21 protein-coding genes are annotated in these 21,806 nt (G+C 73.0%); 6 read left to right on the forward strand and 15 right to left on the reverse strand.

Annotation, left to right across the window (positions count from 1 at the left end; translation table 11 throughout):
- Nucleotides 1-15: 15 nt before the first annotated feature.
- The 6 genes from ACQPZX_RS15620 to ACQPZX_RS15645 form a co-directional block, all read right to left on the reverse strand.
- Complete coding sequence (locus ACQPZX_RS15620; protein WP_433380610.1) at nucleotides 16-414, reverse strand: DUF4190 domain-containing protein; 399 nt, start codon at nucleotides 412-414, stop codon at nucleotides 16-18.
- A gap of 10 nt (nucleotides 415-424) precedes the next feature.
- Nucleotides 425-862: a hypothetical protein gene (locus tag ACQPZX_RS15625; RefSeq protein ID WP_433380613.1), complete on the reverse strand. Its 438-nt coding sequence runs from the start codon at nucleotides 860-862 to the stop codon at nucleotides 425-427.
- Nucleotides 859-3,066 (reverse strand): CHAT domain-containing protein, encoded by a 2,208-nt coding sequence (locus tag ACQPZX_RS15630; RefSeq protein ID WP_433380616.1) that lies wholly within the window; start codon nucleotides 3,064-3,066, stop codon nucleotides 859-861. The genes ACQPZX_RS15625 and ACQPZX_RS15630 overlap by 4 nt, the downstream gene beginning before the upstream one ends.
- 127 nt (nucleotides 3,067-3,193) lie before the next feature.
- Nucleotides 3,194-7,741 (reverse strand): hypothetical protein, encoded by a 4,548-nt coding sequence (locus ACQPZX_RS15635; protein WP_433380619.1) that lies wholly within the window; start codon nucleotides 7,739-7,741, stop codon nucleotides 3,194-3,196.
- Nucleotides 7,741-8,055 (reverse strand): hypothetical protein, encoded by a 315-nt coding sequence (locus ACQPZX_RS15640; RefSeq protein ID WP_433380622.1) that lies wholly within the window; start codon nucleotides 8,053-8,055, stop codon nucleotides 7,741-7,743. Before ACQPZX_RS15640 ends, ACQPZX_RS15635 begins: the two co-directional genes overlap by 1 nt.
- A 16-nt stretch (nucleotides 8,056-8,071) precedes the next feature.
- Entirely contained in the window at nucleotides 8,072-8,950 is an 879-nt protein-coding gene (locus tag ACQPZX_RS15645; RefSeq protein ID WP_433380625.1) for an EamA family transporter, read from the reverse strand.
- 68 nt (nucleotides 8,951-9,018) lie between these two features.
- Here ACQPZX_RS15645 and ACQPZX_RS15650 point away from each other — a divergent pair, with 68 nt between their 5' ends.
- Complete coding sequence (locus ACQPZX_RS15650; RefSeq protein ID WP_433380628.1) at nucleotides 9,019-9,867, forward strand: LysR family transcriptional regulator; 849 nt, start codon at nucleotides 9,019-9,021, stop codon at nucleotides 9,865-9,867.
- A gap of 40 nt (nucleotides 9,868-9,907) precedes the next feature.
- On the opposite strand, the gene ACQPZX_RS15655 is transcribed toward ACQPZX_RS15650, so the two are convergent.
- Nucleotides 9,908-10,621, reverse strand: coding sequence for an MBL fold metallo-hydrolase (locus ACQPZX_RS15655; RefSeq protein ID WP_433380631.1), 714 nt, complete (start codon nucleotides 10,619-10,621; stop codon nucleotides 9,908-9,910).
- Nucleotides 10,622-10,684: 63 nt separating this feature from the next.
- Nucleotides 10,685-11,080, reverse strand: coding sequence for a hypothetical protein (locus ACQPZX_RS15660; protein WP_433386102.1), 396 nt, complete (start codon nucleotides 11,078-11,080; stop codon nucleotides 10,685-10,687).
- On the opposite strand from ACQPZX_RS15660, the gene ACQPZX_RS15665 reads away from it, so the two are divergent.
- Nucleotides 10,991-11,245, forward strand: coding sequence for a helix-turn-helix domain-containing protein (locus tag ACQPZX_RS15665; protein ID WP_433385263.1), 255 nt, complete (start codon nucleotides 10,991-10,993; stop codon nucleotides 11,243-11,245). The two genes, ACQPZX_RS15660 and ACQPZX_RS15665, sit on opposite strands and share 90 nt — an antisense overlap.
- Before the next feature lie 73 nt (nucleotides 11,246-11,318).
- Here the strand turns inward: ACQPZX_RS15665 and ACQPZX_RS15670 are convergent, their stop codons facing one another.
- A complete protein-coding gene (locus ACQPZX_RS15670; RefSeq protein WP_433380634.1) occupies nucleotides 11,319-12,620 on the reverse strand; it encodes an aspartate aminotransferase family protein in 1,302 nt (433 codons plus the stop codon).
- Between the two features lie 74 nt (nucleotides 12,621-12,694).
- Between ACQPZX_RS15670 and ACQPZX_RS15675 the strand changes: the two genes are divergently transcribed.
- Nucleotides 12,695-13,618 (forward strand): LysR family transcriptional regulator, encoded by a 924-nt coding sequence (locus tag ACQPZX_RS15675; protein ID WP_433380637.1) that lies wholly within the window; start codon nucleotides 12,695-12,697, stop codon nucleotides 13,616-13,618.
- On the opposite strand, the gene ACQPZX_RS15680 is transcribed toward ACQPZX_RS15675, so the two are convergent.
- Together ACQPZX_RS15680 and ACQPZX_RS15685 are read right to left on the reverse strand one after the other, a co-directional pair.
- Nucleotides 13,578-14,945: a TrpB-like pyridoxal phosphate-dependent enzyme gene (locus ACQPZX_RS15680; RefSeq protein ID WP_433380640.1), complete on the reverse strand. Its 1,368-nt coding sequence runs from the start codon at nucleotides 14,943-14,945 to the stop codon at nucleotides 13,578-13,580. The two genes, ACQPZX_RS15675 and ACQPZX_RS15680, sit on opposite strands and share 41 nt — an antisense overlap.
- Before the next feature lie 7 nt (nucleotides 14,946-14,952).
- Complete coding sequence (locus ACQPZX_RS15685) at nucleotides 14,953-17,223, reverse strand: ATP-binding protein (RefSeq protein WP_433380643.1); 2,271 nt, start codon at nucleotides 17,221-17,223, stop codon at nucleotides 14,953-14,955.
- Between the two features lie 123 nt (nucleotides 17,224-17,346).
- Between ACQPZX_RS15685 and ACQPZX_RS15690 the strand changes: the two genes are divergently transcribed.
- A complete protein-coding gene (locus ACQPZX_RS15690; protein WP_433380646.1) occupies nucleotides 17,347-18,327 on the forward strand; it encodes a redoxin domain-containing protein in 981 nt (326 codons plus the stop codon).
- On the opposite strand, the gene ACQPZX_RS15695 is transcribed toward ACQPZX_RS15690, so the two are convergent.
- The 3 genes from ACQPZX_RS15695 to ACQPZX_RS15705 all read right to left on the reverse strand — a co-directional run bounded on the left by ACQPZX_RS15695 (nucleotide 18,314) and on the right by ACQPZX_RS15705 (nucleotide 19,746).
- The gene (locus tag ACQPZX_RS15695) at nucleotides 18,314-18,553 is read right to left on the reverse strand and encodes a bleomycin resistance protein (protein ID WP_433380649.1); all 240 of its coding nucleotides are present in this window, start codon (nucleotides 18,551-18,553) and stop codon (nucleotides 18,314-18,316) included. The genes ACQPZX_RS15690 and ACQPZX_RS15695 overlap by 14 nt on opposite strands.
- Before the next feature lie 69 nt (nucleotides 18,554-18,622).
- Complete coding sequence (locus tag ACQPZX_RS15700; RefSeq protein ID WP_433380652.1) at nucleotides 18,623-19,090, reverse strand: hypothetical protein; 468 nt, start codon at nucleotides 19,088-19,090, stop codon at nucleotides 18,623-18,625.
- Nucleotides 19,087-19,746, reverse strand: a complete 660-nt coding sequence (locus ACQPZX_RS15705; RefSeq protein WP_433380655.1) for a DUF4386 domain-containing protein — start codon at nucleotides 19,744-19,746, stop codon at nucleotides 19,087-19,089. The genes ACQPZX_RS15700 and ACQPZX_RS15705 overlap by 4 nt, the downstream gene beginning before the upstream one ends.
- Nucleotides 19,747-19,765: 19 nt before the next feature.
- Between ACQPZX_RS15705 and ACQPZX_RS15710 the strand changes: the two genes are divergently transcribed.
- The gene (locus ACQPZX_RS15710; protein ID WP_433380658.1) at nucleotides 19,766-20,428 is read left to right on the forward strand and encodes a TetR/AcrR family transcriptional regulator C-terminal domain-containing protein; all 663 of its coding nucleotides are present in this window, start codon (nucleotides 19,766-19,768) and stop codon (nucleotides 20,426-20,428) included.
- Nucleotides 20,429-20,431: 3 nt separating this feature from the next.
- Here ACQPZX_RS15710 and ACQPZX_RS15715 read toward each other — a convergent pair whose 3' ends face one another.
- A complete protein-coding gene (locus ACQPZX_RS15715) occupies nucleotides 20,432-20,995 on the reverse strand; it encodes a TetR/AcrR family transcriptional regulator (RefSeq protein WP_433380661.1) in 564 nt (187 codons plus the stop codon).
- A gap of 95 nt (nucleotides 20,996-21,090) precedes the next feature.
- Here ACQPZX_RS15715 and ACQPZX_RS15720 point away from each other — a divergent pair, with 95 nt between their 5' ends.
- Nucleotides 21,091-21,744: a class I SAM-dependent methyltransferase gene (locus ACQPZX_RS15720; RefSeq protein WP_433380664.1), complete on the forward strand. Its 654-nt coding sequence runs from the start codon at nucleotides 21,091-21,093 to the stop codon at nucleotides 21,742-21,744.
- Nucleotides 21,745-21,806: the final 62 nt, after the last annotated feature.

A 21,806-nucleotide genomic window follows, 5' to 3' on the forward strand; every position in this document is an offset into this window, starting at 1 on the left:
GGGCGCCCGCCGCTATCAATATCCGCTGGACGCGGAGGCGGCGCAGAGGATCACGTAGCCGACCGTGCCGATCGCGCCGATGATCAGGCCGGCCATGGCCAGGCCCTCGCCGCCCTCGTTGCGCTGCTGGATCTGCTGGCGGGCCAGGAAACCGAGCACCAGGCCCGCCGGTGGGAAGACGAACGCGAAGACCAGCGCGAGGATGGCCATCGTGTTGGTGGGCCGCGCGGCCACCGGCGCCGGGCCGGGCTGCCACGCGCCCGGCTGCTGGTAGTGCTGCGGCTGCTGATAGCCGCCGGGATTCCACGAGCCCTGCGCGGGCCCGGGCGGCTGCTGCTGCGGCGGTGGCTGCTGCTGCCAGCTCGGGGGTGGCGCGTCGGGCCGGTTCCAGGCGGCGTCGTCGCGGTCGGTCATCGTTGCCTCCTCATGTCGTCTCGCCTACCCAGCGACCCCGCCCCCGGTCGAAGGTTCTGAGCCCGTCGTTGATGTTGCCCGCGGAGAGCGCCTCGACCATCTGCCGGTAGGCGTCCAGCGGAAGGTCGGCGGAGAGCGCGAACTGCGCGCCCGAGCCGGCCTCCTCGATGACGACGACCTGCGCCTCCTGTTTGCGGTCGAGCCGCCGCTGCACGAAGCCCCGCAGCGACTCGAAGGCCTGCCGCCCGGCCTGCTCGAGCATCGTCTTCACGATGATCTCGGCGGGCACGGTCAGCAGGAGCAGCCAGGTGAACTCGGCGGCGCCACGGCGGGGCGGCATCCGGCGCACCGCGGGATCCCAGCCCCAGTCCCGCAGCTCGGCGCGGATGTCCGCCACCTCGTCCGGGGCCAGACCCGGGTTCACGAAAAGCTCGACGTCCTCGGTCATGCCCGCTCCCAGACGCGTACGGTGTGGTCGGCGTGCGCCGTGATCAAAGACTTCTCCGCGCGGCCGGCCACGGCCGCGACCGCGCCGCCCACCTCGGTCCAGGCGTGCGGGCGCTCGTCGTGCCACAGGCGCGCGATGCCGTCGGCGCCGCCGGTGACCAGGCGGCCGTCGGCGGTGAACGCGACCGCGCCGACCGCGGAACCGTGGTTGAGCCGGCCCTGCACCTCGCCGCGCGCGTTCCACAGCCGGGCCACCCCGTCGGCGGCGCCGGTCGCCAGGATCCGGCCGTCCGCGCGGAACGCGACGTCCAGCACCGCATGCGGGTGCGGGAAACGGGCGGCGATCTGGCCGTTGGCCCCGAACAGGCGGAGCAGGCCGTCGTCGGCGCCGGTGGCGATCCAGCGGCCGTCCGGGCTGAAGGTCGCGGCGCGGACATCGCCGGGCTGGCGCGGGCGGCCGCCGTTGTCGACCTCGGGGCGGTGCAGCAGGCGCAGGCGCTCGCGGCCGTAGCGGTCGGCGACCAGGGCCATGCCGCCCGAGCAACCCACCACCAACAGCGACTCGTCGGGGGAGAAGCGGACGCAGCGGCCGGCCTGGCCGCCGGGCGTACGGAAGTTGAGGGTGGCGGTTTCGGTCTCGACGTCCCAGACGCGCACGACGCGGTCGTCGTGGACGGCGGCGACGAAGCGGCCGTCGCGGGTGACGGCGATCGAGCGCACCGGGGCCGGCCGGTCGGGGAGGCGGCAGCAGCGGCAGACCTGGGCGCTGTCGAGGTCCCAGCAGAGGATCTCGCCGTGCTCGCCGGCGGCGAACAGGCGGCGATGAGCGGGGTCGACGGCGACGGCGTGGACCGGCCCGGGGTGGGAGAAGCGATGGGTCTCGGTAAGGCCATGGCCGGTGGGCTGTGGCCTTGGCTCGGGCGGCTTGGGCCGAGGTCTTGCCGGGGCCATTTCCGGCGGCCGCTGCTCCGGCGGCCGGTTTTCCGGCGGATGCACCGCGGCTTTGCCGACAACCGGCGGCGTGGGCGCCTTCATCGTGCGCACCAGATCGTTGGCGCGCCGCAGGTTGTCGGTCTGCGTGTCCGCGGGCGACACCCTCGACGCGTCCTCCACCTCGAACACATCGGCGTTGCGGGAGCGCAGATAGAGCACCGGGGTGCCCCACTCGAGGCTGCCCGGCTGGGTCATGTGCACGGTGGTGCGCGCGTCGGTGACGGCGCGGTCCAGCGACACCCCCGACGCGATCGCGCCGTACAGGGCCTGCGCGAAGATCAGGGCCGCCGGGTCGCTGATCTCGTACTGCATCGCCACGGCCGCCGGGAAGCCGCGCCGGATGAAGCTGGCCGCCGGGCTCGCGAACGTGTCCACCCCCGACGCCCGACCCGACTCGCAGGCGTTGAGCACCGCCAGCCGCAGCGAGCCGTTGTCGTGCAGCAGCCGGCCGAGGTCGGTCGCGTACACGTGCCGCGCGCCGCCGTCGTCGTCGACGAACTCCAGATAGCCCTCGCCGCGCGCCTCGTCGAAGCCGCCGTGCCCGATGAAGTGCAGGATGTGCCACGACGCGCCGCGGGCGGCCTTCCACAGGTGCTCCCAGCCCGAGCCCTCCAGCCAGCTCAGCTGCACCTGGCTGTCGCCGAGCGGGGCGAGCGCCGCGGACAGCGCCTCCTTTTCGGCCGCCACCTGCAACTGGTCGCGGTCGTCCGGGTGGCTGATCACGCCGAGGATCCGCAGCGGCAGCTTCACCGTCACCGGCGCGACCGGCTGCATCACGTCGAGGTAGCGCACCACCGGCAGGTTCAGCGCGAGGTAGTCGCCGCGGCGCTTGTCGTAGAGGAACTCCCACGGCAACTGGGCAAGCGTCGTCCCGCGGATCCGCAACATCAACTGAAAGGGGGTACGCGTGCTTTCCGCGTGCCGCAAACTGATCTCGAACAGCTCCCGCGATTCGTCGTGCAGAACCGCGTCGCAAAGATCGGTTCCCAGTTGCCGGATCGGCGCTTCCAGCCGCCCCGCCGACCCGCGCGTGATCAATTGCGCGCCGGACCGCAGCACATTGGTCTCGACCGCTTGGAGCCGCCGCGCCTCCGGCTCCGGAAGATCAAGCCGGAAATTCGTCTCGCCGAACGGCGACTGGCACGTCAGGTAGTACACGCCAGGGGCGTGCTCCACCAGGTCGAGCTGGACGACCACCGCTTCGGGCGACATGAGAACGACCTCGATAAAGGGCGAATGACCTGGCGAGCCTAGCCCCTCTGCCGGTCGAGTCAACGTCACCCCATCGACTCTTTCGGTGTCACTGCCCGGACAAATATATTGCGCATCGGGCAATTTACTAAGATTGATCTCCGTGGGCTTGCAGCGAATGGAGATATTCCTTGGCAAATGCCTCCGTCGCCACCGGGGACATCCGGGCGAGCGCGGTGAGATCCACAGCCTCCAGCCGGTTCTCCAGAAGCGACAGCACGTTCGCCGGGCTGCCTTCGGCCGGCAGGTGCATCGCGATCGTCGCGAGGGTGTCGGTGCGGATCTTCTCGTCGACGATCGCCGCGGCCGCGGCCGCGGCCCGTAGCGGGTTGCCGGCCTCGGTTATCGCCAGGCAGAGCGGCGCCAGCATCCCGTCGCGCGCCGCCTCGTCGCCGATCCGCAGCACGAACGCCTCGGCCGTGCCGGCGTCACCGGCCCACACGAGCTCGCTGACCAGCTTGCGCAGCACGAGCAGGCCGGAGGTCAGGCTCCGCGCGATCCGGAGCGCCTCGTCGGCGAAACCCGACTTCGCGAGTTGCTCGACCACGCGGTCGCGGGTCACCTCGAGCCGCTTGCTCTCCGGGATGGACTCCGCCACCGCCAGCGCCCGTTCGGCGTCGCCGACCCGCGCGTACGCCTCGGCGATCCGTGTCGTCACGCGGCCCCGCGCGTCCGGTTCGGCGACGCGCCGCGCCGCGGCTTGCGCGAGGTCGGCCAGCCGTCGCAGCGCATCGGCGTCGCGGTCGGCGACCTGGGCGAGCCCCTCGGCGAGCAGGATCCGGACCCATGCTCGTTGCGCCGGGTCCTCGATCGCCCGGGCGATGAGCTCGCCGTTGTCGGCGACGTCGCGCGCGGCCGCCGGTTCGCCCGCCCGGGCCAGCGCCTCCGTCACCTTCGCCAGCGCGAACACCTGCGGCGTGCGGTCGGCGATGCCGTGCGTGGCGCTCTCGGCCCGGAACGCCGTCAGGCGAGCCCCGCCGGCGTCCCCGGCCGTTGCCAGGCCGCCGGCGACCTCGGCCATGGCCCACACCTGCCGGGCGGGGTTGGCGACGTCGCGGGCAAGCCGCAGCGCCTCCTCGGCGCTCCCACCGGCCGCCACCTCCTTGGCGAGGTCGATCAGGAACAGGTCCCGCTGGGCCGGGTCGGTGATGAGCCCGGCGACCTTCAGCGCCCGGCCGGTGTCGCCGCCGAGAGCCAGCGCGCGGCCCACCGCCCGCGCGGTTGCCTCCCGTTGAAGGCGGCCGGCGAAATCCCGGGCGATGGCCTCCGCGCGGTCCGGGTCGGCGCCCCGCGCGAGGATCTCGGCGACCTCGGCCAGGCACGACTCACCGCCCTGCTTCCGGGCGGCCTCCTCGGCCGCGGCGCCGTCCCCGGCTTTCGCCGAGAGGATGGCGATCGCGGCGAAATGCTGGCCGCGCGGATGTCCGGGGGATTCGCCGGCGATGGACTTCGCCTCGTCGGCAATGGACTTCGCCTCGTCGGCGATGGCGAGAGCGTTCGCCACGCCCCCGGACGCGAGCACGGCTTCGCCGACCGTGGCGAGGCTCGCGGCCCGCTGTGGCAGATCGCCGATCGACGCGCTGGTCTTACGGGCCCGGTCGAGGACCTCGCTCGCGGTCGCGGTGGCCCCGCAGGCCGTGAGCGCCCCGGCGAGCTGAACCAGGCTCGCGACGTGCGCGACCGGGTCGATCACAGTGCGCGCGATGTCCTCGGTCCGCTCGGCGAGTTGGCGTGCCGTCTCCGGGGCGCCGGCCCGGGCCCGCGCCGTCGCGATGCGGGCGAGGATCCGCGCCTGCCGGGAACGATCCCCGGACAGCTCGCAGAGGCGCTCGGCCCCGGGGACGTCGCCCGCCGCGGCCAGCGCGCCGGCCATCACCTCGGCGACCCGCGAGACGCCCCAGTTGCCGGCGAGTGTCTCGGCTTCGGCCACGATCGAGCGCACGGCGCCGGCGTCACCCGATCGGGCGAACGCGGTGATGATCGGCAGCACGGCGTCCAGCGCCTCGGGGCGGTCGTCCATCGTCCGGGCCGAGGCGAGAGCCCGGGCCGCCACCTGATGCGCCGCCTCGCCGTCGCCCGATTGGGCCAGCGCCTCGGCGACCAGCGCCAGGGTCCGCGTGCGCTCGGCCGCATCCTCGATCGACCCGGCCCGGGCGGCGACGGCGAGCGCCGCCTCCCCATCACCGATCCGCCGGAGAACACCGGCGATCGCGCCCAGCATGACCGGCCGATCCTTCGCGGCCACGGCCGACGCGATCACACCCTCCGCCGCGGTGGCCGACAAGCGGGCGATCTCCCGCGCGCCCGCCACCTCCGCCGCTCGCGCGACTTCGAGCAGCACCATGGCCTGCGTCGTGGTGGGCGCCAGGGCAAGAGCGATCTCGGCGGCCCGCGCCATCCGGCCGCCGCGCACCGCGGCCGTCGCGATCCGGCTCAACGGGTCGCCGCCGAGGCGCTCGGTCCGGCTGTGCGCTTCGCCGCCGCCGCGGTCGGCGTCGCGTTCGACGACGGCGAGGGTGACGCGGAGGCCGCCGTCCACGTCACCGGCTCGGGCGAGCGCCTCCGCCACATCGAGGAGCAGCCACGCCCGCGGGTCTCCGTCGTCGAGCTCGCCGGCGGCCTCTTCGGCGGCGCGGGCGGTCTCGCGCGCGGCGTCGCCGGCGCCCGATTCGGCCAGGGCCCTGGACACCTTGACCAACGCGGCCACACGATCCTCGGCCCGGTCGAGCTTCGCCGCCTGAGCGCGGGCCGCGGTCGCGCGACCGTGCCGGGCCAGCGTCTCCGCGACCCGGGTCCGGGTCACGATCCGCGTGGCGCGGTCGATCGTCTCGAGGACGCGGTCGGCGCCGTCGGCGTCACCCGCGTGGGCGAGCGCGTCGGCGATCTCGGGCATGACCCAGGCCTGGCGTACCGGATCGGTGACCTCCCGGGCGGCCGTCTCCGCGTGCGCGCCGAAGTCGCGGGCCACCGCCGGGTCGCCGGCGCGCGCGACAGCCACCGCGATCCGGGCGTGCGCCCGAGCCCGGTCCTCGGGGTCGGGAAGGGAGCGGACGACCGTGTCCGCCCGGTCACGGTCACCGCGTTCCGCCAGCGCCAGGGCGACGGCGGCGAGGGCGCGGCCCGGGTCGCGCAGCGAGTGGGCCACCGCCTCGGCCCGCTGCGGGTCGCCGGACCGCACGAACTCGACGGCGACCGTGGTCAGGGCCGTCTCCTGGGCCCGCTTGTCGGCGATGGACCGTGCGATGACCTCGGCCCGGGCCAGGTCCCCGGCGAGTGTCCAGGCCTGGACCAGCTCCTCGGGGAGGTTGGCGTTGCGCTCGACGAGGTAGTGCCGGTGGGCGGCCAGCCGGCCGGCGGCGGCGAGGTCGGGCTCCTCCTGCGAACGCAGCGCTTCCTGGACGAGGGCGATCTCGGCGAGGGCCGCCGTGTCGCCGTTGCCGACTCCCATCATGCGGTTGTGGCGAGCGGCGTCCGTCGCGTACGAGATCATGCGGTTGATCTCGGTGGTCTCGTGCAGCATGCGGAAGTAGCCGCGCAAGAGGTATTCCGGGGTCGTGGCCGGCCAGTCGCGCTCACGGTAGGAATCGGCCCAGTCGTGCAGGCGCCGGCGGAACTCCGACAGGCGCTGTGGGCCGATGAACCGGATCGCCTGCTGCTGCAGCTCCTCATGACCGAGCACGTAGACGGCGGTCGCCGCGTCGCGCCGCTCGGAGCGCGAGGCGAACGTGCGTCCGGAGACCGCGTTGAGAAGGTCGTCCATCTCCCAGGCCGGCTGGGACGTGAGCTCGGCCAGGTCGGCCGCCGAGAGGCCACCGCCGGCCGCGCAGATCAGTCCGAGCAGATCCTGTTCGGCGGGGGTGCCGCGGAGCAGGCGCTTGAGCTCGTCCTGCGCGTAGTGGCGGGCCCCCTCGGCGTGCGGGGACTGGCTGAGCGTGCAGATCTCGGCCGCGCGGCGCAGCGGATGACGGGGCGGCACGTCGGACGGTAGGCGCGGGTTCAGCCGGCTGGCGACGACGATGCGCATGCCGGGTGTGGGTGACTCGGGCAACAACGCGGCGATGCTGTGCGTGCTGCCGTCGGCCTGGACGCCGCGATCCTCGTCGAGACCGTCCACCAGCAGGACCAGCCGCTCGTCCCGCTTGCGGCACGCCTCGTCGGCCTCGGTGAGCAGGCCCAGCAGGTGGGAGTAGCGGGTGGCGTCGGTCAAGTAGTCGGGGATCGGCAGGCCGGTGATCTCGGCCAGCTGCTCGAGCACCACGTCGACGAAGGCGACCCGGTCGTCGTTCCCGGCCCAGCGCGCGGTGACGAAGAACGAGACGACCCGGATCCCGGGCGGCGGGTTCAGCGCGAACGTGGCCATCAGCGCCGACTTGCCGGTCCACGCGGGAGCACGCCACCACATGTACGCCGCCGCCGGTTCCGCCCGGTCGCAGAACTTGGCGAGCCGGGCCAACTCCTCGTCGCGGTCGAACAGCTCGGGCGGCGCGATCTGGCGCACCTGCTCGGCATAGCGCGACCGGGCCGGGGCGAGCGCGCCGACGTTGACCGTCCCGACCGCGCCCGTGATCGCGACGCCACCGCTCTCGGCGGTGGCGTCCCCGGATTCGCGGACGAGGGGCCTCTTGTCGGAGAACACTAGGGGCGGCCGTCGATCCCGGAGTTCGCGATGCCGCCGTCGGAGGCCCGGGCCTCGCCGGTCGAGCGCACGGCGCCCTCGCCACCGACGACGCCCGAGTTCGCCCGGCTGCCGGGGCCCTGGGCGGTGGCGGGGCCGGTGCGCACGGCCCGGGCTGTGCTGCTGCCCCTGGTGGCCCGCCAGGCCTCCCAGCACGCGGCCGTCAGCGCGGCGACGCCGAGGCCCAGGCCGAGCGGCCACTTCCAGCCGGCGGTGAAAGCGTTGCCCAGCACGCCCGTCACCACTCCAAGCAGGACCGACACGCCTGCCGCCACGCCATGCCGCACACCATCACCCGCCCGCGATAGCCCGTCCTTCCAGTGTGCGGCCCGCGTCAATCGTTCGCTCGTCGCGGGGCCGCGACGATCGGACGGCGAGGGCGTTCGCCATGACGACCAGGGCGATGCCGGCCCAGTGGTGCACGTGCAGGACCTGGCCGAGCAGCGCCACCCCGGCGAGGGCGGCGAACACCGGGTGGACGCTCATGAAGACGCCGAAGAGGCGGGGCGGGACGAAACGCAGGACGATCAGGTCGGCGGCGTACGGGACGGCGGAGCTCAGGAGGCCGGCGATCAGCGCGTACCCGAGGCCGCCGTGATGCAGGGTCAGCAGGACCGGCAGGTAGAGAACGGCGGAGATGGACGTGGCGACGGCGGGCGCCTGGAGGCCGGGGAGGCGGGCGCCGGCCACGCGGTTGAGCACGATGTACGCGGCCCAGCAGGTCGCGGCCAGCAGGCCGAGGCCGATGCCGAGGAAGTCGCTGGACGAGCCGGGTAGGACCAGCACGTAGACGCCGAGGCAGGCGATCACGGCGCAGAGCAGGTCGAGACGGGTGCGGGAGCCGGCCAGCGCCACGGCCAGCGGGCCCAGGAACTCCAGAGTCACCGCCAGGCCCAGGCCGATGCGGTCGATGGCGGTGTAGAGGCTGAGGTTCATGGTGGCGAAGACGACCGCCAGCAGCAGCGTCGGCCACCACTGCGGCCAGGTGAAGCGCCGGACGTCGGGACGCGCGAGCGGGAGCAGGACGGCGGCGGCGACCACCTGGCGTACGGCGACGACACCGGCCGGACCGATGAACGGGAAGGCATGGGCGCCGACGGCCGCGCCGATCTGGTTGCTGGCGGCGCTGCCGAGCATGGTGGCGACGCCGGCGGTGGTCCTCGCGTTCATGGGGCAAGCGTCGGCCTCCCGCGCGCCGATGAGAAATGCGCGACGCGGGCGACCTATACGCTGCACGCATGAATGTGCAGCTGCGTCAGCTCGAGGCGCTGGTCGCGGTGGCCGACGCCGGCACGTTCACGGACGCGGCGGCGTCGCTCGGGCTCTCCCAGGCGGCCGTCTCGCGCGCGATCGCGGCTCTGGAAACCGCTTTGGGCGTACGGCTGCTCGAACGCACGACCCGGCACGTCTCGCTGACCGCGACCGGCGCCCGGGTGCTGCCGGCCGCGCGCCGCGTGCTGGCGGAGGTCGCCCATCTGGAGCGGACGGTCACGCCGCCGGCGGAGCTTCGCGTCGGGTACGCGTGGGCGGCGCTGGGCAAGCACACGCGGCGCCTCCAGAAGGCGTGGGCCGCGGCGCACCCGGACGTGCCGCTGGTGTTCGTGCAGTCCGGCACCGCGACCGCCGGTCTCGGCGAGGGCCTGGCCGACGTGGCGGTGATCCGGCGTCCGCTCGACGACGCCCGGTTCGACACGGCGCTGATCGGCGCCGAGGCCCGGTACGCGGCGGTGGCCACCGACAACGCGCTCGCCCGGCGCCGCTCGGTGCGGATGGCGGAGCTCGCCCGCTACACGGTGGCGCTGGACAGCCGCACCGGCACGACCACGCCGGGCCTGTGGCCGCCGGGGGCCGCGCCGGTCTCCACCCGCGAGTCGCACGGGGTCGACGAGTGGCTCACGCTGATCGCGGCCGGCCAGGCGGTCGGCGTCACCTCGGAGGCGACGGCCAACCAGAACCCGCGCCCGGGCGTCGCGTATCGGTCGGTCCGCGACGCCCCGCCGATCGAGGTGCGCCTCGCCTGGTGGCGCGACGATCCACCGACCCGCCTGGGCGAGTTGCTCGCCCTGGCCCGCGCCGCCTACGGCTGAACGCGCCCGCAGCGGCGCGGCGCCCCGGCGGCTCAACGCCCTACGGCTGAAGCAGGTCGGCGACGCCGGCCTTGTCGAAGGCGGCGCGCACGTCCTCCGGGGTCTCGGTGAAATGGGCCCAGCTGTCGATGTGGGCCGGGACCACGCGGGTCACGCCGAGGATGCGGGCCGCCTCGACCATGTCGGCGGCGGAGAGGGTCAGGTTCGCGTCGCCGACCAGCGGGGTGCGGGCGGCGCCGCCGAAGAGGACGGTCACGTCGATCGACGGGAAGCGGGCGGCGATCTCTTCGACCACGCGCAGCGAGGCGTTGTCACCGCTCACGTACAGCGTGGGCTCGCCGTCGGCCTCGAGGACGAAACCGGTGACCGGGCCGACGAGGTGCTCGGTGCCGTCGGGGCCGTGCTGGGCGGGGACCGCGGTGACGCGTACGCCATGGTCGAGCTGAACGGTCTCCCAGGGTGACAGGCCCCGGACCGGCCGGCCCAGCCGCGAAGCGGCGGCCGGAGTGCTCAGCACGAGCGGCGCGGCCGCGGCGAACTCCCGGCCGCGGCGATCCAGGTTGTCGGGGTGCTGGTCGTGGGAGAGCAGCACGACGTCGACCGGTCCCGGCTCTCCGGTGGGCGGCGCGGTCTTGGTGAGCTTGCGGTCGCCGATCGGGTAGTCGCCGGGCTCGTCGAACGTCGGGTCGGTGAGAAACGTGAGGCCGCCGAGGGGAAACTCCACGGTCGGGCCGCCGAACCTGCGGAAAGTCATGTGCCCATCCTGCTGCGGCGCCCGCGAAAACCGCAGTGGCTGGAAAGCCATCGTGCGATACGTTCAAGCCATGACCGTGGTCGGGGTGATCGTCGGCGCCGACGCGCCGATGCTGGAGGTCGCGGTCGCGCCGCGGGTGTTCGGCATCGACAAGCGATTCGACGTACGCGTCGCGGGCGAGCACGACGCCCCGATGCTCACCACCGCCGGCATCATGATCACCGCGCCCTGTTCGCTGGGATCGCTCGACGAGGCCGAGATGATCATCGTGCCGGGCTGGGGCTGCCGGGCGGCCCGCCGATCCGCGGCGAGATCCTCGAGCTGCTGCGCCGCGGCCACCTGGCCGACCCGGAGCTCGACGTCGACCGCCTGGCCGCCGCCGCCCACGTCAGCCGCCGCACCTTCGACCGGCGCTTCCGCGAGGCGGCCGGCTGCTCGCCGTTGCAGTGGCTGCTGCACCAGCGCGTCCTGCACGCCCAGGACCTGCTCTCCGGAACCGACCTGACCGTCGACGCGGTGGCCCGGGCAAGCGGTTTCCGCGACGGCGTGGCGATGCGCCCGCACTTCCGCCGCATCCTGGGCGTGTCACCCCAGTCCTACCGAGCCAGCTTCCGCCCCGTCTGAGCCCGCGCTGCCTGAGCCCGCGCTGCCCTGAGCCCGCGCTGCCCCGAGCCGCGATGCCTCAGCCCGCGGTGCCTCAGCCCGCGCAGTCGGAGATCGCCTGGTCGAGGATCTCGAGGCCCAGGTCGAGCTCGCCGAAGGACGAGGTCAGCGCCGGCGCTATCCGGAACACGCCGCCCATCTTGGGCAGCTGCACCACGTTCATGTGCAGGCCCAGCTCCAGGCAGCGCCGGGTGACCGCCGCGCCCAGCTCGTCGGCCGGCTGCCTGGTGTCGCGATCGACCACCAGCTCGAGGCCCACCAGCAGGCCGCGCCCGCGCACATCGCCCACCACGCGGTGCTTCTCCTTGAGTTCGTTCAAACCCTTCATCAGGTACGTCCCCAGCTCGGCGGCCCGGGTCTCCAGCCGTTCGGCGGTGAGCACGTCGAGCACCGTGTTGCCGACCGCCGCCACCAGCGGGTCGGACACGTGCGTGGTGAAGAAAAGGAAGCCCCGCTCGTGCGCGGTCTGCTCGATCTCGGCGCTGGTCACCACGGCCGCGAGGGGCAGGCCGGCGCCCAGCGTCTTGGAGAGCGTGAGAATGTCGGGGACCACGCCGTCGCGCTGGAACGCATACCAGTCGCCGGTGCGGCACAGGCCGGTCTGCGCCTCGTCGAGGATGAGCAGGCCGCCCCGCTCGTGGACCTTGTCGCGCAGCGCGGCCAGGTAACCCGGCGGCAGGTCGAGCACGCCGCCGGAGCTGAGGATCGGCTCGGCGATGCAGGCGGCGAGGCTGCCCACCGACTGCGCGTCGAACAGCTCGAACGCGTAGTCGAGCTGCCGCCGCCAATCCAGCTCGCCGTCGGGGGTGGTGAAATCCGGCCGGTACGCGTTCGGGGTGGGGATGGCGAAGTTGCCCGGCGCGGCCGGACCGTACCCCTTGCGGCCGGAGCTGTAGGTGGCGCCCGCCGCCGCCTGCGTCATGCCGTGCCACGACCGGCCGAAGGCGATGATCTCGTGCCGGCCGGTGACGAGCTTGGCCATCCGGATCGCGGCCTCGTTGGACTCGGCGCCGGTGGTCAGCAGCAGCACCTTTTCCAGCGGGTCGGGCAGCGAGGCGGCCAGGCGGCGGGCGAGGTCGACCACCGGGCGGCTGAGCATGCCGCTGAACAGGTGGTCGAGGGTCGCGGCCTGCCGCTGGACGGTGGCGACCACGGCCGGATGCGAGTGGCCGAGGATGGCGCTCATCTGCCCCGACGTGAAGTCGAGCAGGCGGCGGCCGTCGGCGGTGTAGACGAAGCTGCCCTCGGCCCGCTCGATGATCTCGGGGACGAAGCGGCCCGCCCCGGAGTAGCGGACCAGGTGACGCTCGGCGTCGGACCAGAACGAATCTGCCATGTCTCGACGCTACGAAGGCTGGAGCGTCAGGTCCATCTCACATTTTCGCCGCTGCTGTTAAGCTGCGCCGCACAATGCTCAATCCCTGGCGGTTGCGCCTGCTGGTCGATCTCGCGACGTACGGGACCGTCCGGGCGGTCGCGCAGCGCGGCAACCTCAGCGCCTCCGCCGTCTCCCAGCAGCTCGCCACGCTCGAACGCGAGACCCGCACCGCGCTGTTGGAACGCACCGGCCGCCGGGTGCGGCTCACCGCGGCCGGCGTGCTGCTGGCCGGCCGCGCCCGGGAGATCCTCGCCGCCATGGACGCGGCCGAGGCCGAGCTGCGCGGCCTCGCCGACGAGCCGGCCGGCACGGTGACGCTCGCGGTGTTCCAGAGCGCGGTGCACGCCCTCGCGGAGCCGGCCGTCGCGCGGGTCGCCGAGCGGCACCCCGACGTCACCGTGGTGCTGCTCGAGCTGGAGCCGCACGAGAGCATGCCGGCGCTGCGCCGCGGCGACGTGGACGTCATCATCACCACGACCGACTTCACCGGCGCCGAGCTCGACCCGGCGATCGACCTCGTGCCGATCGCCGAGGACGCGGTCGTGCTGGTGTTGCCCGAGGACCATCCGCTGACCGAGCGCGAGACCGTCGACCTCCGAGCGTGCGCCGATCAGCGGTGGACGTTCGACGTGACCGGCTCGTACATGTCGGAGCTCGCCACCCGGCTGTGCCGGGAGGCCGGTTTCGAGCCGGCCGTGATCTGCCGGTTCAACAACTACATGATCGCGTTGCAGCACGTGGAGAAGGGCCGCTCGATCGCCCTGCTGCCCAGCCTCGCCGCCGACCCGCGCTATCGCGTCGCGGTGCGGCCGCTCACCCCGCCGGTGACGCGCCGGATCACCGCGGCGATCCGCCGGCCCGCGACGCCCAGGCCGGAGATCACCGCGGTGCTCAGCGCGCTGCGACGCTACGGCGCTAGGCAGGCACTGCCGGAAGACCCGCGAGCGCGGCCTTGACCGCGTCGCCGGACAGCTCGTGGTCGACCATGTCGCCGGCCAGGAACGTGCCGTAGGCGGGCAGGTCCAGGTGGCCGTGCCCGCAGAGCGCCGTCAGGATGACCTTCTCCTCGCCGGTCTCCTTGCAGCGCAGGGCCTCCTCGACGCAGGCCGCGAGCGCGTGGGTCGGCTCGGGCGCCGGGATGATGCCCTCGCTGCGGGCGAACCGCACGCCCGCCTCGAAGCACTCGCGCTGCGTCTTGGCGACCGCCTCGATGAGGCCGAGCTCGTAGACGTGCGAGATCAGCGGGGACATGCCGTGGTACCGCAGGCCCCCAGCGTGAATGGGGTCGGGGATGAACTCGTGACCCAGCGTGTGCATCTTCATCAGCGGCGTCATTCCGGCGGTGTCCCCGAAGTCGTACGCGTAGACGCCCTTGGTCAAAGAGGGACAGGAGGCGGGCTCCACGGCGCGGATGGTGGGCGACATGTTGCCGGCGAGCTTCTCGCGCAGGAACGGGAAGGCCAGCCCCGCGAAGTTGGAGCCGCCACCGGTGCAGCCGACGATCACGTCGGGAGTGTCACCCGCCTTGGCCAGCTGGAGCAGCGCCTCCTCGCCGATGATCGTCTGGTGCAGCAGGACGTGGTTGAGCACGCTGCCGAGCGCGTAGTTGGTGTCCGGGTTCTGCGCCGCGACCTCGACGGCCTCGCTGATCGCTATGCCCAGCGAGCCGGGGGAGTCCGGGTCGGTGGCGAGGATCTTCCGGCCGGCCTCGGTCAGCTCCGAGGGCGACGGGTGGATCGTCGCGCCGAAGGTCTCGATCATGATTTTCCGATAAGGCTTTTGATCGTACGAGGCGCGCACCTGCCAGATTTCGCAGTCCAGCCCGAATTGGGCGCTCGCGAAGGCCAGTGCCGTTCCCCACTGGCCCGCACCGGTCTCGGTCGTCAAGCGGCGTACGCCCGCGGCCGCGTTGTAGAACGCCTGCGGCACCGCGGTGTTCGGCTTGTGCGAACCGGCCGGCGACACACCCTCGTACTTGTAATAGATCTTCGCCGGGGTGCCGAGCGCTTTCTCGAGCCGCCGGGCGCGGTAGAGCGGCGACGGCCGCCAGAGACGGTAGACGTCGATCACCTCGTCCGGGATGTCGACGTACCGCTCCGCGGTGACCTCCTGCTCGATGAGCGCCATCGGGAACAGCGGCGCGAGGTCGTCGGGGCCGACCGGCTGGAGCGTGCCCGGGTGCAGCACGGGCGGGGGAGGCGCGGGCAGATCCGGCACGATGTTGTACCACCGGCGCGGCATCTCCGATTCGGACAGAAGAATCTTGGTGGCGTCGTCGCTCATGCCCCGATCATCGACCATCCATCCGCGCCGCGGGAGCACCCGGTTGGATGCCGGCCCGGGAATCGTCCGGCTCGCCGGCCGGCAGGGTGAAGCTGAAGCGCGTTCCGCCGCCCGGATTGTCGGTGGCGGTGATGACCCCGCCGTGCCGGGTGACGATGCGCTCGCAGATCGCCAGCCCGAGGCCGGTGCCCTGGTAGCCACGGTGGGCGGCGGCGCGGTGGAACGAGTCGAAGATGTGCGGCTGGTCCTCCAGGGGGATGCCGATGCCGCGGTCGGCGATGGTGACGGCCCACTCGTCGCCGGCGCATCGCTGGGCGGAGATGTCGATGCGGGCGGGCTGGCCGGGCGCGGTGTACTTGAGAGCGTTGCCGATGAGGTTGTCGAACAGCTGGCGGATCATCCCGCGATCCGCCCGCACCACCGGCAGGGGCCCGGTGTAGATGTCGGGGAACAGCGTGGGGGCGCCGTCGATCTTGCCGCCGCGCAGGTGGGCGGTGCGCTCGTTGAGCACGTCGGCGACGACCTCGTCCAGAGCGATCGGGCGGCGGTCGAGGGTGGCGTCGCGGGCGGTGGCGTACGCGAGCAGGTCCTCGATGAGGGTGCGCATCCGGTTGACGCCCTGCCGGATCCGCTCGACCTGCGGGTGCAGCTCCGCCACCGGATCGCCGTCGGCCATGCCCTCGTCGACCAGCTCGGCGTAACCCGCGACGCTGGCCAGGGGCGCCCGCAGATCGTGGGCCACCACGCCCGCGAAGGCCCGCAGCTCGTTCTCGCGCTCGCGCAGCTCGCTGATGTCGTAGATGGTGGCCACCGCGCCGGTGACGCGCCCGCCCGGGTCGCGCAGCGGACGACTGTGCACCAGCATCGCCACGCCGGCCCCGTCGGCGGTGTGCGTGACGATCTCCATGCCGGTGACCTGCTCGCCGCGCAGCGAGCGGGCCATGGGCAGTTCGTCCGCTCCGACCGGGGTTCCGTCCGGGTGCTCGTACCGGCCTACCGCGGCCCGGTCGACGATGGTCACCGGGGGCTCGGCGTGCGCGACGGCGGCCCGGGCGGCGTGGTTGGCGTGCACGATGACGCCGTCGTTGTCGCAGGTCAGCACCGCCGGCTCGAGGGCGTCGAGGACCTGGGCCAGGAAGGCGCGCTGGGCGTCGCGGTCGTCGTGGGCCGCGCGCAGGTCGGACTCGATGGCCTCCCGCCGCGCGAGCTCCCGGCGCAGCGCCCGGGCGTTCTCGGCCAGGCCGGCGGTCGCGGTCTCCACCTGGGCACGGGCCCGGCGGCGGCCGGTCGCCAGCACGGCGACCAGGGCGGCCAGCAGGCAGCTGACCGTGCTGCCGCCGACGGCCACGGTCCCCGGCATGTTGTCGTCGGCCCCGGGCAGGGCGCGGCCGTGCGCGGCCATGTGCAGCTGCCAGCGCCGGTCGGCGACCGTGAAGCTCAGATCGCGGGAGATGTCGCGCCGGCCCTCGACCGGCGCTGTCAAGGTGGCGACCGAGACCTGGTCCTGGTTGCTGTTGAGCGCCCGCAGGTTGATGTCGAGCAGCTGCTGCGAGACGCGCTGCAGGGTGGCGGAGGCGAAGCTCTGGCCCCGCAGGCCCATCAGCACCCAGCCCCGGAATCCCCGGCCGCCCAGCGCGGACTCCAGCCCGTACACCGGGACGGCGAGGACGAACGACATCTGCCGCTCGGTCTCCGGCAGGTTGGCGTCCCGCAGCAGGTGGTAGGCGTCGGACACGGCGGGCAGGCCGCTGCGGCGGGCCTCGTTCAGCGCCGCGGTCGGCGCCGGCGCCTGCGAGACGTCGATGCCCGCCCCGGACACGCCCGACCCGTCGAGCGAGGTGCCCAGCACGGTGAAGATATGTTCCGGCGCCGTGCCCTTCCTGGTGAGCACCAGATCGGTCGCGCCGCGGGAGCGCCAGAACGCCTGCACCGCCGGGATCTGCGCCTCGGTGGCGGGCACGATGTAGGCGATCGAGACCACGCCGGCCAGCCGCATCGACGCCAGCGGCTCGGTGAAGCCGTTGAACTTGTCCGCGGTGAGCTCGTTGAACGATCCCGCGGCGGCGGCGATCGTGCGCAGCGTGTCGACGTAGCGGCGGGCCTCGGCGGTGACGGCCTCCTGAGCCTGCCGGGCACGCCGGTCGAGCTGCTGCTCGGCGGCGCGCCGCTGCCCGCCGGCCAGGGCCGCGGCGACGGTGACGGACAGGGCGGACCCGCCCACCGCCACCAGCGCGGTGAGCGCGACGACCGAGCGCAGGCCCGGGACGCGACGCCTCACACAGACCCCATCGGCAGGCGGCTCGCCCGGCCTTACCCGGGTGCGGACCAGTGCATTGCACGGGCGCGACGCGGGTGATGGGCGGGCCATGGTGGGAGCACACAACGACAGGGGGAATGGGTCATGACGCCACATTGGCTGCACGGGGCGGAAGCGCGGCTGCCCGTCGAGGGCGAGCTGCCCGGCTTCGACGGCGCGACCGGCTGGCTCAACTCGCCGCCGCTGACGGAAGAGATCACGCGCGGGAAGGTGGTGCTGGTCAACTTCTGGACCTACACCTGCGTCAACTGGCTGCGCCAGCTTCCGTACGTCCGCGCGTGGGCCGACAAATACACCGACCAGGGCCTGCTGGTCGTCGGGGTGCACACGCCGGAGTTCGGCTTCGAGCAGGACCTCGAGAACGTCCGCCGGGAGGCGCGCGGCGACCGGGTCGACTACCCGGTCGCGCTCGACAACGACTACGCGATCTGGCGCGCCTTCGACAACCACTACTGGCCGGCCATCTACCTGGCCGACGCCGAGGGCATGATCCGTTACCACCACTTCGGCGAGGACGAGTACGCCCGCACCGAGATGGCGATCCAGCGGCTGCTCGGCGACGCCCGCAGCGACGTGGTCACCGTCAAACCGCGACCGATCGAGGAGCCGGGCGACTATCGCACCCTGCGATCGCCGGAGAACTACACCGGGTACGCCCGCAGCGAGCAGTTCCGATCACCCGAGGGATTCGCGCCCGAGCGGTCGCAGCAGTACACCGTTCCCGACCATCTGGGTTTCAACGACTGGGCGCTCGGCGGCCAATGGACCATCGGGGAGCAGGCCACCACGTCGAACGCGGCGGGCGGCCGGATCCTCAACCGCTTCCACGCCCGCGACCTCAACCTGGTGATGGGCGCGGCGGCACCCGTACGGTTCCAGCTGCTGCTCGACGGAGAGCCGCCGGCCGCGGCGCACGGCGACGACCTCGACGCCGACGGCTACGGCACGATCGGCGACCGGCGGCTCTACCAGCTCGTACGCCAGCCCGGCCACATCGCCGACCGCACCGCCGAGATCACCTTCCTCGACCCCGGCGCCGAGATCTACTCGTTCACCTTCGGCTAGCCGCCTCGGGCGGGACGACCACGCCCTTCACGTCGGCCATGTACTTGTCCCCGGCAGCGACGGCTTCCTCCGGCGAGGCGCCGCCCTGCCGGGCGACGAAGTACGCGGCGTACCAGTCCCACCAGTCATGCGGCGGGGCGACCGCCTCGAACGCGCCGTGGTGCTCGGCAGTCTCCTTCAGGAGCAGGGCGGTGTCCGCGACAACCTTGTTCGTGTCTTCACTCATGGCCCTTACGATGGCCCACGCGGCGCCGGGGTCGCGCCAGTGGAAAACCCTGGCCCGCCCACGGGACGGTCAACCGGCCTCGCGCAGGTGGGTCATGGCTTCCTCGAGAGCGCCCACCGGCTTCGCCGTGCCGGTCGCGCAGGCCGAGGCGTACCTCTGCAACTCGATCTCCGCGGCCGTGAGGCGCGGCTCGAGGCCCGCCAGGCTCACCTGCAGGCGCCATCCCTGCAGCTCGATGCCGGTCAGGTGGATGGTCAGCACGTCGTCGACGCTCGTCCCGGCGACCGCGCCCTCGGTGGCCCGGCCGATCTCCTTGTCCAGCTCGTCGAGGCCCCGGTCGAGGTCGCCGACGTAGGTGGCCCACGCCGCGGAGTCGACCGCCGCCGAGCGTGCGTGCGCCTGCGCCAAGCCGCCGCGCAGCCGGTCGAACGAGTGACGGATGGCGCCGGCGAAGCGGGGGTGGCGCTGGGCGGCCGAGTCGGCGGCGCCGGTGAGGTGCCGGTCGACCTCGGCCACCCGGTCGTGTGGTGTGCTCATCTGCCGGAAGCTACGAGGTCGAGGTGAACAGCGGGTGCGCGCACCAGCAGGTACCCGATCATCCAGAGCTCGCCGATCGTGGCCGGCACGACGAGGACGTCGGCGGCGGCCGGCAGCACGTAGGACGCGAACGAGCTCAGGACGTACCCGGCGCCGCCCACGACCAGCAGCCAGCGCAGGGCGCCGCTGACGCAGAAGCCCATCGGGATCAGCCACAGCCCGAAGAAGATCCCGCCCACGGTCCAGAGGTGGCCGCTGACGAGATAGAGCAGCTGGACGTTGCCGGCGGCGTCGCCGAAGGGCTGGTCGGCGATCTCGACCGCGGCGCCGAGCATGGCCGCGCTGACCAGGATCGCGACGGAGTTGACCAGGCCGAACGCGGCGATCCCGGCGGCGTTGACCGGGTGCGACTCCCGGTAGAGGCGGTAGAAGCCGGCCGCCGCGAGCGCCTGGGTCAGCACGACGAGCAGCTCGAGGACGACGCCGGTGCGGGCGAGCGCCAGGTGGTCGGTGAGGTGGGCGAGGGTCGCGGCGGGGTCGCCCGCCTCGAAGAGGATCGGCCGGATCGTGAGGAAGCCGGCGGCGCCGGCCACGGCGAGGGCGAGGTAGAGGAGTCCGGTCGCGCGGGCCGTAGTCTTACTATGTAAGGTAGCCATACGTTGTAAGGTAGCCGACGTGTCAAGGGAGCCGCTGACTCGCGATCGAACCCTCGCCGCCGCGGTCGACCTGGCCGACGCCGAGGGCCTCAAGGCGCTGACCATGCGCCGCCTCGCCGCCGACCTGGGTGTCGAGGCGATGTCGCTCTACTACCACCTGCCCGGCAAGGTCGGCCTGCTCGACGGGCTGGCCGAGCGGGTGATCGCCGAGATCCGGGCCGCGATCGGGGAGGAGAGTGGCGATTGGCGGGAGCGGCTGCGGCACCGCTTCCTGCGAGCCCGCGAGGTGATGCTGCGCCATCCGTGGGCGCCCACTCTGCTGGGCTCGCTCCCGAGCATCCCGCCCAGCCTCTACGCGTACTACGACGAGATCGTCGGCACGCTGCTGGCGGCCGGCTTCACGCCCCGGCTGGCCCACCGGGCGATCCACGCGTTCGGCACGATGGCGCTGGGTTTCGTCCAGGAGCTGTTCACGCCGGACGCGACCGATGTCGACGCCGCCGAGGACGACCTGGCCGCGATGGCCGCGGCCGTCCCCAACCTGACGACGATGATGGCAGCCGAGATCCACGCGGCCGGCGATCCGACGCTGGGCTGGTGCGACAGCCAGGTCGAGTTCGAGTTCACCCTCGACCTGCTCCTCGACGGCCTGGCCAGGCTGGCCTCCGCGTCGCGGGTCTAGGCGTCAGGGGCGCAGGCCGGCGGCGACCACCTCGACCAGTTTGCCGACGGCGGCCTCGTCGGGCATCGCCGCGGCGGCGGCCAGGGCGAACAGGCAGTAGTTGGCGAGCTGGCCGGGCTCGGCGTCGGTGCGGACGGCGCGCGTGGTGGTGGCCTCGGCGATCAGGCCGGCCAGGAACGAGTGCAGCCGCTCCTGAGCGTGACCGGCCTGCTCACTGCGATGCACCAGCGCGAACAGCTGGTCGTCGTGATGGGCGTGCACCGCGCGGGCGTACGCGATGAGCACTGCCTTGAGGCGCGTCGCCGGATCCTGTCCTTCTTCGTTGGCCGCGGCGAGCTGGTCGAGATGCTGGGCGATCTGCTGTTCCTGCCAGGCGGTGACGATCGAGGCGACGTCCGGAAAGTACTTGTACAGCGTGGCGCGGCCGATGCCGGCGTCCTTGGCGATCTGCGACATCGTGACGGCGGCCGGGCCGTGCGCGCGGACCAGCGCGGCGCCGACATCGAGGATCGCCTGGTGCACCGCCTGCCGGTGGCTCTCGATCGTCGCGTCCCACAGCTTCGGCATCCCGCGATCATACAATCCGACGGGATCCGACGATGTGTATTGACCTGAAACAAGTTGTATCGCAAAATCGGCGGAGGCGAGAGTTTGGAGGAGTCATGGCATTGGCACGCAGGCTGCTCGGCGACCCGCACGGGCCCGCCGACGACCACAGCGGTGGGTTGATCACCGCGCCGAGGCGATACGAGCTGATGGCCGGGGCGGCGTTCCTGGGCCGGCGGCGCAAGGCCTACGACCGGCTGGTCGCGCTGGCCGGCGTCACCGCCGGCGAACGGGTGCTGGACATCGGTTGCGGCACCGGTTATCTGACGCGCCGGGCCGCGGTCGCGGCCGGCGCCCGGGGAGGTGTCGTCGGCGTCGATCCGTCACCCAACATGATCGCGTACGCCCGCCGCGCCGCACCCCCGACGTGCGCCTTCCACGTCGCGGAGGGGCGGCAGGTGCCCGAGGAGGGCGAGTCGTTCGACGTGGCGGTGTCGAGTCTCGCGGTGCACCACATCCCCGCCGAGCAGCGGGCTGAGACCTTCGCGGAGATCTTCCGGCTGCTGCGGCCCGGCGGGCGCATGCTGATCGCGGACTTCCGCCCGCCGACCGGCAAGATCGGCGGGCGGTTCGTCGGGTTGACGGCCGGCCACGCGATGCAGCACGACGCGGTCGAGGAGCAGGGGCCGTCGATCGCGGCGGCCGGGTTCACCGTGGTCGGCGAGGGGGACGTGCGGCCGTTCCTGCATTGGGTGCGGGCGCGCCGCTGACTGGTTCTTGCAGGTCATTGGCAGTTACCGCGTTGTCGCACGACTAGTGCAGGGCATAGGCT

Source organism: Actinoplanes sp. CA-142083, from assembly GCF_050942195.1.
In the GTDB taxonomy this organism is placed as follows: domain Bacteria; phylum Actinomycetota; class Actinomycetes; order Mycobacteriales; family Micromonosporaceae; genus Actinoplanes.

Excerpts from the sequence above, each read along its gene's own strand:
- ACQPZX_RS15650 (WP_433380628.1), top strand. The coding sequence starts at position 9,019 with ATGAATGTGCAGCTGCGTCAGCTCGAGGCGCTGGTCGCGGTGGCCGAC.
- ACQPZX_RS15715 (WP_433380661.1), bottom strand. The coding sequence starts at position 20,995 with ATGCCGAAGCTGTGGGACGCGACGATCGAGAGCCACCGGCAGGCGGTG.
- ACQPZX_RS15680 (WP_433380640.1), bottom strand. The coding sequence starts at position 14,945 with ATGAGCGACGACGCCACCAAGATTCTTCTGTCCGAATCGGAGATGCCG.
- ACQPZX_RS15695 (WP_433380649.1), bottom strand. The coding sequence starts at position 18,553 with ATGAGTGAAGACACGAACAAGGTTGTCGCGGACACCGCCCTGCTCCTG.
- ACQPZX_RS15645 (WP_433380625.1), bottom strand. The coding sequence starts at position 8,950 with ATGAACGCGAGGACCACCGCCGGCGTCGCCACCATGCTCGGCAGCGCC.
- ACQPZX_RS15625 (WP_433380613.1), bottom strand. The coding sequence starts at position 862 with ATGACCGAGGACGTCGAGCTTTTCGTGAACCCGGGTCTGGCCCCGGAC.
- ACQPZX_RS15675 (WP_433380637.1), top strand. The coding sequence starts at position 12,695 with ATGCTCAATCCCTGGCGGTTGCGCCTGCTGGTCGATCTCGCGACGTAC.
- ACQPZX_RS15705 (WP_433380655.1), bottom strand. The coding sequence starts at position 19,746 with ATGGCTACCTTACATAGTAAGACTACGGCCCGCGCGACCGGACTCCTC.
- ACQPZX_RS15655 (WP_433380631.1), bottom strand. The coding sequence starts at position 10,621 with ATGACTTTCCGCAGGTTCGGCGGCCCGACCGTGGAGTTTCCCCTCGGC.
- ACQPZX_RS15620 (WP_433380610.1), bottom strand. The coding sequence starts at position 414 with ATGACCGACCGCGACGACGCCGCCTGGAACCGGCCCGACGCGCCACCC.
- ACQPZX_RS15670 (WP_433380634.1), bottom strand. The coding sequence starts at position 12,620 with ATGGCAGATTCGTTCTGGTCCGACGCCGAGCGTCACCTGGTCCGCTAC.
- ACQPZX_RS15700 (WP_433380652.1), bottom strand. The coding sequence starts at position 19,090 with ATGAGCACACCACACGACCGGGTGGCCGAGGTCGACCGGCACCTCACC.
- ACQPZX_RS15630 (WP_433380616.1), bottom strand. The coding sequence starts at position 3,066 with ATGTCGCCCGAAGCGGTGGTCGTCCAGCTCGACCTGGTGGAGCACGCC.
- ACQPZX_RS15690 (WP_433380646.1), top strand. The coding sequence starts at position 17,347 with ATGACGCCACATTGGCTGCACGGGGCGGAAGCGCGGCTGCCCGTCGAG.
- ACQPZX_RS15720 (WP_433380664.1), top strand. The coding sequence starts at position 21,091 with ATGGCATTGGCACGCAGGCTGCTCGGCGACCCGCACGGGCCCGCCGAC.